Annotated in this window: 8 protein-coding genes; 7 read left to right on the forward strand and 1 reads right to left on the reverse strand. The window is 43.8% G+C overall.

Going from position 1 to position 12,636, the window contains the following annotated elements:
* The first annotated feature begins 8 nt into the window (after positions 1-8).
* A complete protein-coding gene (locus ACFS6H_RS06165; RefSeq protein WP_386096330.1) occupies positions 9-632 on the forward strand; it encodes a peroxiredoxin-like family protein in 624 nt (207 codons plus the stop codon).
* A 121-nt stretch (positions 633-753) separates the two neighbouring features.
* Here ACFS6H_RS06165 and ACFS6H_RS06170 read toward each other — a convergent pair whose 3' ends face one another.
* Positions 754-1,272 (reverse strand): HEAT repeat domain-containing protein, encoded by a 519-nt coding sequence (locus ACFS6H_RS06170; protein WP_386096332.1) that lies wholly within the window; start codon positions 1,270-1,272, stop codon positions 754-756.
* 244 nt (positions 1,273-1,516) lie between these two features.
* Here ACFS6H_RS06170 and ACFS6H_RS06175 point away from each other — a divergent pair, with 244 nt between their 5' ends.
* From ACFS6H_RS06175 to ACFS6H_RS06200, 6 genes are all read left to right on the forward strand, one after another.
* Positions 1,517-3,238, forward strand: a complete 1,722-nt coding sequence (locus tag ACFS6H_RS06175; RefSeq protein ID WP_386096334.1) for a tetratricopeptide repeat protein — start codon at positions 1,517-1,519, stop codon at positions 3,236-3,238.
* Positions 3,239-3,425: 187 nt separating this feature from the next.
* Complete coding sequence (locus ACFS6H_RS06180; protein ID WP_386096336.1) at positions 3,426-5,102, forward strand: GMC oxidoreductase; 1,677 nt, start codon at positions 3,426-3,428, stop codon at positions 5,100-5,102.
* Between the two features lie 354 nt (positions 5,103-5,456).
* Positions 5,457-8,522, forward strand: a complete 3,066-nt coding sequence (locus tag ACFS6H_RS06185; protein ID WP_386096338.1) for a beta-L-arabinofuranosidase domain-containing protein — start codon at positions 5,457-5,459, stop codon at positions 8,520-8,522.
* A gap of 143 nt (positions 8,523-8,665) precedes the next feature.
* A complete protein-coding gene (locus tag ACFS6H_RS06190; protein ID WP_386096340.1) occupies positions 8,666-10,399 on the forward strand; it encodes a sensor histidine kinase in 1,734 nt (577 codons plus the stop codon).
* Complete coding sequence (locus ACFS6H_RS06195) at positions 10,396-11,157, forward strand: LytR/AlgR family response regulator transcription factor (protein ID WP_386096342.1); 762 nt, start codon at positions 10,396-10,398, stop codon at positions 11,155-11,157. Before ACFS6H_RS06190 ends, ACFS6H_RS06195 begins: the two co-directional genes overlap by 4 nt.
* A gap of 13 nt (positions 11,158-11,170) precedes the next feature.
* Positions 11,171-12,622: a TlpA family protein disulfide reductase gene (locus ACFS6H_RS06200; protein ID WP_386096344.1), complete on the forward strand. Its 1,452-nt coding sequence runs from the start codon at positions 11,171-11,173 to the stop codon at positions 12,620-12,622.
* Positions 12,623-12,636 lie beyond the last annotated feature (14 nt).

Below are 12,636 nucleotides of genomic sequence, written 5' to 3' on the forward strand. Positions count from 1 at the left end.
AGTATACAATGAAACAAATGATAACTTATTTATTGGCAGCATTTTTTACTTTTTCAACGGTGCATGATGCAGCGGCTCAGGACAGGTTCCCGGAAAAACCGGAAGATATTTCTCCTTTATTGATAGGTGAACAGGTGCCTGCTGTTATGCTGAGCGATGCCTCCGGCAAAACCATTGATTTGAAAGCGGCCATTGCAGCCAAACCCACCATTCTTATTTTTTATCGTGGTGGCTGGTGTCCCTATTGTAATATTCAATTATCAGGTTTACAGCAAATAGAGGAAGAACTGAGTAATACCGGCTACCAGGTTATTGCGGTAAGTACCGATAAGCCTGAAAATCTTCAGAAAAGTATAACGAAGGATAAGCTGGCTTATACGCTGCTTTCCGATGCGGATCTTACACTGGCAAAGCAAATGGGTATAGCTTATGTTGCCCCGCAGCAGTATAGTAAAATAATAACTGAAGGTTCGGGTGGAAAAAATACGGAGAAACTTTTACCGGTACCATCTGTTTTTATTTTGAATAAAAAAGGAGAAATACGTTTTGAATATATTGAGCCGGATTTTAAAAAACGTATCAGCAAAGATTTGTTACGTGCGGTAGCATTGGCTTTATACAAAGAATTATAGTGTAATACAGGAAAATCAGCCAGCAGGTATCATTGTTTAACAGTGCAATGAGGTAAGGCGTTAATGGGAGTTTTTCTGTACAGGGATCAATTGACGGTACACAGGCAATTGATCCCCTTTCTTATTTTTTTACTTTCTTCAATGCATCAAGGTATTTTTTCTTTACACCATTGTCTGTTTCTTTTTCAGCAAGGGCTTCGATCCCGGGCAATAGTTTTTTATTAAGGTCCGTTTTCAGCTTTAATATTTCTGCCAGCGCATAGGCCGAAGCCCATCGTACAACGGTACCGGTATTGGCGGCGTTCAGTAAAAGACCGGGGAGGGTTTTATACAGTTGGTCAGGGAAATGTTTTGCAATATTGCCGATCACTCTGGCGCTTTCCCATTTTACACGGGGCTCGTCTTCTTTCAGGGCTGTAGTTACAAATGAAAGTACATTTTCATCCGCAATTGTTGGATCCTTTTTAGTGGCATATTCCAGCGCTTCCATACAGGTGGCTTTGTCAGAAACTTTTTGTTTTTCAGCATATACCAGTAACTCATCTGTGTGTAATTCCTTATTCACCAGCCAGTCACCAATAGTGGCCACCTTAGCTTTGGCTTTAATGGTCTTATCCCGGAATACCTGTTCTATTGTCATTTTGATGTGGGCTTGTTACCTGTAAATGTAACAGAAAAAGGGTGTAATTTGATAACCGGAACATGGCCGGTAAAGCCTGTCATATATTTTATATAATATTATAAAAATATATGATATTTATAGTGGAGATAGCCGAACAGCAATAAAATAAGGAGTATAGATACTACCTGGCCGGAATATGGATAAGAGCGTTGGAGGGTAGTAGCATTGAGCGGGAATTAAAATAAAACCTAAACCTTCCTATATGCAAAAATTCCTGTTTTACCTGGCCATCCTTGGCTGGGCTACTGCCTGTAACGGGCCTGATAAGCAACAACCTGATCCCACTAAGCCTAATGCTGCTGCCATCGGCTGTATGCCTCAAACGACAGATAAAGCCTGGTATTCGGCCGGAACCAAAGCACCGCTGTTAAATGGTCTTGAAGGCATTGATTTTAAAATTTCCACCAACAACAAAGAAGTACAGGCTTATTTTAACCAGGGTATCATGTTGTCCTATGGCTTTAATCATGCTGAAGCAGCGCGTTCATTTTTTGAGGCTACCCGTTTAGATTCCACCTGTGCTATGGCCTACTGGGGCTTTGCTTACGTACTGGGGCCAAACTATAATGCGGGGATGGAAGATGATAATTACCAGCGGGCTTACCAGGCGGTTCAAAAGGCCATTGCCTTATCGGGTAATGTTACGGCAAAGGAAAAAGCATTGATCACCGCTTTATCCGTCCGCTATGTGGCAGAGCCGCCGGCCAGCCGGGCTCATCTTGATATAGCTTATTCCAGGGCCATGCAAAAAGTGTATGAAACCTATCCCGGTGACCCGGATATCAGCACTCTTTATGCCGAATCGTTAATGAATATGCATCCCTGGGACCTGTATGATAAAAAAACAAAAGCACCTAAGCCCTGGACACCGGAGATCGTGGGTGTGCTGGAAAAACTAATAAAACAATATCCCCGGCACCCGGGTGCTCCGCATTTTTATATTCATGCAGTAGAAGCATCTGATAAACCCGAAAGAGGATTAGCGGCCGCTGAACTGCTGATGACCCTGGTGCCGGGTTCCGGTCACCTCTTGCACATGCCTTCGCATATTTATATCTGGACAGGCGATTATCACCTGGGTTCATTGTCCAATATAGCAGCTATAAAAGCGGATAGTACCTATATCACTGCCTGTCATGCGCAGGGAGCCTACCCGCTGGCTTACTATCCGCATAACTATCATTACCTGGCAGCAACGGCAACCTTTGAAGGAAATTCAAAACTGGCCTGGAGGGCAGCAAAAGAAGTACAGGAAAAAACAGCAAAAGATATAATGATACAGCCTGGCTGGGGAACCTTACAGCACTATTACTCCATACCTTACTTTGTGGGAGTCAAGTTCGGGTTATGGGACAGTATACTTGCAGTACAAAACCTGCCCGCTGATTTAATTTATCCCCGTGCTATACTGCATTATGCGAGGGGCATGGCTTTTATGGGAAAGAAAGATATAACGAAAGCGGAAGGTGAACTTACCCGTTTGAAAGAGCTGGCAAAGGATACAGCATTAAAGACAATCACCATCTGGAATATTAATAACATGTCGGATATAGTACAGATAGCGGTGCATGTGCTGGCAGCAGAAATTTACCGTGAAAAGAAAGATCACACGCAAGCCATTGATGAATACAATAAAGCCATTGCCATTGAAGATAACCTGAACTATAATGAACCACCCGACTGGTTTTTTTCGGTGCGGCACCACCTGGGAGCGGCCTTGTTACAGGCCGGAAGATATGGCGAAGCCGAGAAAGTATATGAACAGGACCTGTATACCTGGAAGGAAAATGGCTGGGCGCTTTCAGGTTTATACGAAGCGTTGGAAAAACAGGGAAAGGCGACAGCCGCCCAGGTAAAAAGCCGTTTTGATAAGGCCTGGCGTTACGCAGATATTAAGCTGCCTTTACCCGGCAGCGGGGGATAGTTCTCATAAAAATATTTAATAATGATCAAGAGGTTTACCGTTTTGCTGTAAACCTCTTGTTGTAAAGTATGCTCATTACCCTGGTGCTTTCTGCCTGAAAAAGTATTTGAATAGTGTAAAACAGTTATCTTAAGGGCTCTTTTTACAGCACTCCCTAAAAAAGCGGGAGATGTTTAAAACGATCCACATGGCAGATAATCAGTATGATGCAATTGTAATTGGTTCAGGTATCAGTGGTGGCTGGGCCGCCAAGGAGCTTTGTGAAAAAGGCCTGAAGGTAATTATGCTTGAACGGGGCAGGAATATAGAACACAAAAAGGACTATGTAAATGCCAACAAGGAGAACTGGGAATTTGAACACCGTAATAACCGTACCCAGCAGATGATCAAAGATCATCCCGTCGTAAAACGTAAATACACATTAAGCGAGGAAGTGGATGGTATGTGGGCCAATGAAAAGGACTGTCCTTATATAGAAACCCAACCTTTTTCCTGGACCCGTGGTTACCATGTCGGTGGCCGCTCTTTATTATGGGGTCGCCAGACTTATCGTTTTAATAAATGGGATTTTGAAGCCAATGCCAGGGAAGGTATTGCGATCGACTGGCCCATCCGTTATGATGATATAGCTCCCTGGTATAGTTATGTTGAAAGATTTGCGGGCATACAGGGTAGTAAGGAAGGCCTGGAAGTATTGCCTGATGGTGATTTTATGCCGGCGATGGAAATGAATATTGTAGAGAAAGATCTGGCTGCAAGAATAAAAAAACATTACAACAATACCCGTCACATGTTTATTGGCCGCAGTGCCAATCTTACGCAGCCACATCATGACCGGGTGAATTGCCAGTACCGTGATCGTTGCTGGCGGGGTTGTCCGTTCGGTGCTTATTTCAGCACCCAATCGGCTACTTTACCGGCGGCTATGGCGACGGGTAATTTAACCCTGCGTCCTTTTTCTATTGTCACTAAAATTTTATACGATAAGGATACCAGGAAGGCAACCGGTGTGGAGATACTGGATGCGGAGACCAACCAGACTTACGAATACAAATCGAAAATTGTATTTGTCTGCGCTTCTACTTTTAACTCTACCTGGGTATTAATGAACTCTGCCACAGATATCTGGCCTGAGGGCTTAGGCAGCAGCAGTGGTGAGTTAGGGCATAATGTATTGGATCACCAGTCCCGTTGCGGTGCCAGCGGCCAGGTGGAAGGCTATGAGGATTACCGTACCTATGGCCGTCGTCCAACGGGTATTTATATCCCAAAATTCCGGAATATTTACAATGATAAACGGGATTACCTGCGTGGTTTTGGTTACCAGGGAGGTGCGGGGCGTGGCCGTGGAGCCGAAGTGGCGGAGATGACCATTGGAGTGGCGTTAAAGGAATCATTGACCGAAATGGGAGCATGGACAATGGGGTTAACAGCCTTTGGTGAAATATTGCCTTATCATGATAACACGATCAAACTTAGCAGTAATGTAAAAGATAAATGGGGCTTGCCGGTACTGGAGATGGATGTAGCCGTTAGGGAGAATGAAAAGAAAATGCGTATCGATATGGTGAATGATGCCAAAGAGATATTGGAAGCAGCGGGAGTGAAAAATGTAAAGACCTCAGATGAGGGTTACGAATTTGGTATGGCGATACATGAAATGGGCACGGCACGTATGGGCCGCGATCCTAAAACTTCGGTGTTGAATGGTAATAACCAGGTTTGGGATGCCAGGAATGTATTTGTAACCGACGGGGCCTGTATGACTTCGGCTTCCTGTGTTAATCCCTCTTTAACCTATATGGCATTAACGGCACGTGCAGTTGATTTTGCCGTAAGCGAGTTGAAAAAAGGTAATTTATAAAAGCATAAAAGACCCGTTACAAAAAAAGGTTTTCATTTTTTATGAAAACCTTTTTGCTTTTATGTAACAGGCAACTGGTTTAAAAAAACAATGGCTGAGGAATTAATATACCCCGGTCGTTATTTTAATTCATAAAAGCCGGTGTTATGAAACAAAAACAATCACGGAACTGTTCAGGGTGGTGTGCCTGTCAATATCATACGATTATTAGCTAATATATACTTATCAAAACACAAGAATTTTTCCTTTTTTTATAAGTTGTTAAACGGCACAAAAGAATAAAAAGAAATCTGTTGATTCGCAGTGATTTATTCCTTTTGTTTGCACAAGGCTATTGCTGAAAAAGATTAAAATATGAAAATGTACAAAGTATGCCTGCGGCTCTTCCTGTTGATAACTGTTTTCACCTCGGGTGTAACCATAACCCGGGCGCAAAGCGGTGACCAGATCCTGGATGGGATAGGTGAAACCGGACTGATCGCACGTTACCTGTTTAACGGGGATGTGAAAGACTGGTCAAGGAATAACCTGCATGGAAAGATACAGGGCAATGAAGTAAAGTTTATCAACGATAACCGTTTTGGAAAAGTATTATCACTTTCCGGTGAAAGCAATGCTTTTGTTACACTTCCGGGCGAAACTTTAACGGATATGGAATCGCTGAGCATATCGGGATGGATATACTTACGATCCAAACAGGCAGGACAACGTTTCTTTGATTTTGGAAAGGATGCCGCTCAACATTTTGCTGTAGCGCCTGCAGGCATTCAGGGTAAAGAAGGATACCAGGCCCTGATCACTTCAGACAAAGGAAGCAGGAATGAAGCGGTAGCTCCGGCTATTGAATTAAACAAATGGGTACACCTGGTGGTGGTGGTGGATGTGCCTTCCAAAACAATGACCACTTATGTGGATGGTAAACCTGCCGGTGAATTGAAAGATACACCCCTGGACCTGGCGGCCTTATTTGGCCAGGCGGGAGAAAGTAAACAACTCTATATCGGTAAATCTTTATCAGCCGGTGAACCCAATCTGAATGCATTGCTGCATGATTTCCGTATTTACCGGGTTGCATTGAGCAGGAGGCAGATCGGGGGTATTTATTTTAATGCCCAGCGTGGCGTAAATGATGGGGCGGTTAATACAACAGGAAAGAAAGAAGACGAGTTACCTCATTTCTCGCCTACTGAAGCACAATTGTATAATGTGTATTTAACGGCTGTAGCGGATGTGAAGGTTGAAACCACAACCGGAAACCTGCCAAGGCTGCCCAGTTATGTACAGGGTACTTATAAGAATAAAGTAAAAGGACCTAAAGTACGGGTACTATGGCCTGCAGCGGTTGATAACAATGCGGTATTAAAACCAGGCACCTATACTATTACCGGTCGTGTTGCCGGTACCAGCTTTCAGCCAAAGGCAATTGTTACAGTAAAAAATGCGGTTAAATCAGCTACTCCTGTTGCAAAACTGCAAGCCTTTGACCTGAAACAGGTTTCATTAAAGACAGATGCACATGGTCACGAAACCAAATTCACAGAGAACCGTGATAAGTTTATTACTACACTGGCCAAAACCGATCCCAATTCTTTCCTGTATATGTTTCGCCATGCATTTGGACAGCAGCAACCGGAAGGAGCAAAGCCACTGGGCGTATGGGACAGCCAGGATACGAAATTAAGGGGCCATGCTACAGGGCATTACCTCACGGCCATTGCACAGGCTTATGCCGGCACCGGTTACGATAAAACATTACAGGCCAATTTTGCAGCCAAAATGGACCAGATGGTGAATACACTGTATGAGTTATCACAACTATCCGGCAAGCCAAAAGAAACAGGTACGCCGCATGTGGCTGATCCGGCAGTAGTACCGCCCGGCCCCGGTAAAGCAGGTTATGATTCTGATCTGAGTGATGCCGGCATCCGTACCGATTACTGGAACTGGGGAACCGGTTTTATCAGCGCTTATCCGCCTGACCAGTTTATTATGCTGGAAAAAGGGGCCAAGTACGGCGGACAGAAAACCCAGGTGTGGGCGCCTTATTATACTTTGCATAAGATACTTGCCGGTTTAATAGATGTGTATGAAGTAAGCGGCAACAAAAAGGCGCTTGATGTGGCAGCCGGTATGGGCGATTGGGTATATGCCCGTTTAAACCAGTTACCCAAAGATACACTGATCAAAATGTGGAATACCTATATCGCCGGCGAGTATGGTGGTATGAATGAATCCATGGCCCGCCTGTATAAAATAACAGGTAAAGCACATTACCTGAAGACAGCACAGTTGTTTGATAATATCCGGGTGTTCTTTGGAGATGCCAATCACTCACATGGGCTGGCGAAGAATGTAGATATATTCCGTGGCCTGCATGCCAACCAGCATATACCGCAGATAGTAGGAAGTATTGAAATGTATGGTGTATCTAATGATCCTGAATATTATAAAGTGGCGGATAATTTCTGGTACAAGGCTGTGAATGATTATATGTACAGCATTGGTGGTGTGGCAGGCGCCCGTAACCCGGCCAATGCAGAATGTTTCATCAGCCAGCCCGGAACCCTGTACGAGAATGGTTTTTCGGCAGGCGGACAAAATGAGACCTGTGCTACGTATAATATGCTGAAGCTTACAGGTAGCCTGTTTTTGTTTGAACAAAAAGCAGAGCTGATGGATTATTATGAACGTGCTTTATACAATCATATCCTGGCTTCGGTAGCGGAGAAAAGCCCGGCCAATACCTATCATGTACCACTGCGTCCCGGATCGGTAAAACAATTCGGTAATCCCAATATGACAGGCTTTACCTGTTGTAATGGTACTGCCATAGAGAGCAGCACCAAACTGCAAAACTCCATTTATTTTAAAAGCAGGGACAATAAAGCCTTGTATGTGAACTTGTATGTGCCTTCCACATTAGACTGGACAGAGCGTAATGTAAGGATAGAACAAACCACTGATTTTCCGAAAGAAGATCATACCAGCCTGACCATTAAAGGGAGCGGCCAGTTTGATATTCATGTGCGTGTACCCGGATGGGCCACTAAAGGCTTTATTGTAACCATCAATGGCAAACAGCAAAACTTAACAGCTAAACCGGGTAGTTACCTGAAAATAAGCCGTAACTGGAAAGATGGCGATAAGATAACATTGCAAATGCCTTTCCAATTTCACCTGGACCCTGTGATGGACCAGCAGAATATTGCCAGCCTGTTTTATGGCCCCATATTATTAGCGGCCCAGGAGCCTGAAGCAAGGAAAGAATGGCGTAAAATAACGCTGGATACTAATGATATCAGCAAGTCAATAAAAGGTGATCCGAAAAAATTAGAATTTACCATTGGTGATGTGGTGTTTAAACCGTTTTACGAAACATACGGCCGTCATTCGGTGTATGTGGATGTTGATCTGCAATAGTTCTACTTAACAATCATGATAACAGAAAGGGTTATAGCCGTAAGGCTGTAACCCTTTTTAATTGATTGATGCCGGATACTCAGGCAGGTTCGTCATTTACTCATTTTGCTATGGCCGCAATGATTTTCGGTATAATTTGCAGCATGATATACCGCAAACATCTTTTTTATAGTGCTATAAGTATGATGTTCCTGTTGAAGGTATCCTTAGGCATTGCACAGGATAAGAGGAACAATACATTTGGCAATGTTTTCCTTTTCAATACAAATGCTACCGAAAAGGCCAATAGGGTAAGGCAGCCGGTTTACTTCCCGGTAAGTGACACGGCTATTTATACTATTTTCGATCAGCTGAACAATACCAGTGGCAATTTTATTGCTACAGAACCGGCCAGTCCTGTTATGCTGGGGGTAAAACTAAATCCGGCATTGATGTATTTTTATTCCGCGGTCGTAGGCTCTATTACACAACAGTATTATTCTTTTTTAATACGCGACAGCTCTGATGTGGTACTGGTGGCGATGGGCATTAATGCATCCAACTATAAAGACTTTCGCTACCGGGTGGTGGAGAATGATAGTGTTGAATTAATTCCCTGGTCGCCGGTAACTGACTTACGTATGGATTATGGTGCAAAACAGCCTTTTGCTTTTATTGGTACATTTAACCGGCCGGGTAAGTGGATAGTAGTGGAAGTGTGCAACAGTAAAAATTATGCGGTAAGGGAAGGAGTGGTATTTGACTGGCGAACGGACATACAACCCCGCCTGGAGCAGGTGATTGTAGAAGTACCCGGTAATTATTTCAACCTGGCTTTTACCGGAGCAAATAAAGGCTATGCCACAACATTTGATAGTATAACCCATGCGCCGAAGGACCTGCGCTTCCCGGCTGACAGTATCCGTTCCCTCACCTTTCAACTGAAGAAGGAAGAAACCCGTGTTTATGGTGTGCACCTTATTCGTATGGCCGGAGAAAAAAGAGATACATTATACCTGGGAATGGCAGACCGGCATGGATACTTTTTTGCAGACCCGCTCTATTTCAATACGCCGGGTAAATATCAACTTATTTTTCAACGGCAATCCAGGTACCCTGAATGGAATGAATCCTTATTGCTGCGCATTCCATTTGAAGTAACCGGTGCTTCGCCCGGTAATACACTGGCCAGGGGATTATTACTGGCATTAGGTTTAACTGTTATTGTTTTCTTTTTAGGGTTTTGGTTGTACCGCAACAAAGCAAAAAAGAAAATGCAACAGTTATCACAACAGAAAGAAGCGGTACAATTGCAGCTGAGAACGGTGCGTTCACAACTAAACCCTCATTTTATTTTCAATGCCCTTGCTTCTATCCAGAACCTGGTGAACAAACAGGCGATTACTGAGGCCAATCATTACCTGTCCAGGTTTGCCAGCCTTACCCGTGCCACCCTGAACAGCAGTGAACAGGATATGATCAGCCTGGAGCAGGAATGGAAACTGGCTGACGATTACCTTGCAATGGAGCAACTGCGTTTTGGATTTACGTATACACTGGTGATGGATGAAAAGCTGAATCCGGGTATTATTGATATACCGCCCCTGTTATTACAACCATTGATCGAAAACGCAGCGAAACATGGGGTAGCAGGCAAGCCGGGTGGCCATATCACCGTAACAGCAGCACCGGCCGGCAAAACATTACAGTTAACAGTAACGGATAATGGGCCCGGCTTTCAGCCGGATAATATAAACGGAGGGTTTGGCCTGAAATTAAGCCGGGAAAGGATCTACCTCTTGAATAACCTTTATCCCGGCGAGCCGTTTGTGATGCATATCCAGTCCGCTGCAACAGGTACAACTATTACGATCACTTTAAATAACTGGCTGCCATGAATATCCGTTATATATTAATTGATGACGAGGCCAATAACCTGGAGAACCTGCAATTGCTTTTACAGGAACACTGCCCCGCATTGGAATTTGCGGGAACTGCCCGTTCTGTGCAGGAGGGGTTACTATTAATTGAAACACATGCACCGGACCTTGTTTTCCTGGATATACAAATGCCGGGTGAAACAGGTTTTGACCTGCTGCGATTAGTAGACAAACCGGCATTTGAAGTAATATTTGTTACGGCATACGATCAGTATGGCATACAGGCTATCAAATTCTCTGCCCTCGATTACCTGCTGAAACCGGTTGCTGTAGCCGAGTTAAAGCAGGCCGTTGATAAGGCAACAGAAAAAATAAAAAACAATCAGCAGAATAAAAATATCGGTAACCTGCTGGCTTACCTGGAAAAACCAAAGGCGGGATCGTTGCGTATAGCCCTTCCTACATTGAAGGAAACACATTATGTAAAACTGGAGGAGATCATCCGGTGCGAGGCTTCTGATAATTATACATTATTCTTTCTGCAGAATGGTGAAAATATACTGGTGAGCAAAACACTGAAAGAATATGATGACCTGCTTCGGGCACATGGTTTTCAAAGGGTGCACCAATCACACCTGGTAAATATGCATTTTGTAAAAAGTTTTTTAAAGGAAGACGGCGGTACTTTATTATTATCCGATAAGACAAAAATTCCCATATCCAGGCAAAACCTGGAAGGGGTTAAAAAAGCACTCAACAACATTATTCACCCCTGATCAATTAAACAATATGTTACGTAAACTATCAGCATTGCTGGTGGCATGGCTTTGTTATGCCACCACCCTGGCCCAGTCATTACAGCCGGGAACTGTAAAAATCACCGCACAATTAATACATGCGGACAGCAGTACACCGCGGGCAATGGTCTTTAATTTTCTGAACCCCTTTATACGGTTACGAAAGAGTGCGGCATTTGATGAACAAAACCGGCTTGCTTCCTCGGGCGAAATGATCTTCACGCAAAATATGACCATACAATACAATAATACCTTTATCAATCTCTATGTTCAACCCGGTGATTCGGTACACCTGCTGATAGACGGCGCTTTATTGAAAAAGAAAAACTTTGAGTGGTTATCCATCGGCGGGGATCATGCAACAGAAAGTACACAGGTAAATCTCTGGCATCATTACTTTAGCCGCTATACCAGTAAAACGTTTCAGCTGGCAGGGTCAGTAACAACCATGAAAGACAGTGCCGCCATGGAATATGCACGGTGCCTGGCTATGTTAGAAAACTACAGTAAGCAATACCCTTTATTACCGGCTGTAAAAAAATGGGCGGCAATAGATATCAGGAATACGATCTCTTACTGGGCATCCGATAATCTTACGGCAAAGGATAGTATCACAGGGCGGTTGATATTGAATCATGCTTTATACCGGGAACCATTATTTGATCAGTATAATGAAGCCGGTTTTCAATCTATGATGTTCCCCTATCACCTGGCTAATTATGCGCATACCCTGCTTAAAACGGATAGCAGTATAAATAATCTTCAACAACAAGGTCAGTATGCGAAAGCGGCGGCACAGGCGCTGCGTCTTTTATCCTGTGAGCCGAAAGGCCTTGCCCGTGATTATATGTTGTTCAATTTTATAAATACGCTGCTTCCCAAATCACCGCAACTGACAGATTCGTTACCAGCGCTTCCGTCCTTATTCCACGATACCCTGACCTATGCTTATCTCTTACAGGCGGCTGATAATATTCAACGTCCTGTACTGAATGAAAAGCCGGTTGCAGGGATATCCTATTTTAATGATGGCCGTACGGAAACCGTTCCACCGGTAAAAGTGCTGTCTTACCTGGTTGAAAAATACCCGGGTAAAGTATTGTACATTGATATATATGCCACCTGGTGTGTGCCTTGCTTTAAAGAGATGGAAAAAATGCCGGAAATAAAAGCCGGGGTGGATACTTCAAAAATTGTATTTATCAATCTCTGCCTGCAATCGGAAATGAAAACCTGGTCAAACCTGGTAAACAATAAAAAACATCCCGGGGAGCATTATTTCCTGGATGAAGATGCTACAAAAATTTTTATGGGTATGTATGCCATTGAAGGCTTTCCGAGCTACTTCCTGCTGAACCAAAAAGGCCAGGTCGAAACCCTGAAAGCTCCCCGGCCTTCTGACGGAACACTGCTGATCAACCGGCTTAACAGGTTGATCAGGTAAGGATAATACCTGAT

This window comes from Terrimonas rubra (assembly GCF_042686025.1).
In the GTDB taxonomy this organism is placed as follows: Bacteria; Bacteroidota; Bacteroidia; order Chitinophagales; family Chitinophagaceae; genus Terrimonas; species Terrimonas rubra.

Excerpts from the sequence above, each read along its gene's own strand:
- ACFS6H_RS06180 (WP_386096336.1), top strand. The coding sequence starts at position 3,426 with ATGGCAGATAATCAGTATGATGCAATTGTAATTGGTTCAGGTATCAGT.
- ACFS6H_RS06175 (WP_386096334.1), top strand. The coding sequence starts at position 1,517 with ATGCAAAAATTCCTGTTTTACCTGGCCATCCTTGGCTGGGCTACTGCC.
- ACFS6H_RS06200 (WP_386096344.1), top strand. The coding sequence starts at position 11,171 with ATGTTACGTAAACTATCAGCATTGCTGGTGGCATGGCTTTGTTATGCC.
- ACFS6H_RS06185 (WP_386096338.1), top strand. The coding sequence starts at position 5,457 with ATGAAAATGTACAAAGTATGCCTGCGGCTCTTCCTGTTGATAACTGTT.
- ACFS6H_RS06170 (WP_386096332.1), bottom strand. The coding sequence starts at position 1,272 with ATGACAATAGAACAGGTATTCCGGGATAAGACCATTAAAGCCAAAGCT.
- ACFS6H_RS06165 (WP_386096330.1), top strand. The coding sequence starts at position 9 with ATGAAACAAATGATAACTTATTTATTGGCAGCATTTTTTACTTTTTCA.
- ACFS6H_RS06195 (WP_386096342.1), top strand. The coding sequence starts at position 10,396 with ATGAATATCCGTTATATATTAATTGATGACGAGGCCAATAACCTGGAG.
- ACFS6H_RS06190 (WP_386096340.1), top strand. The coding sequence starts at position 8,666 with ATGATATACCGCAAACATCTTTTTTATAGTGCTATAAGTATGATGTTC.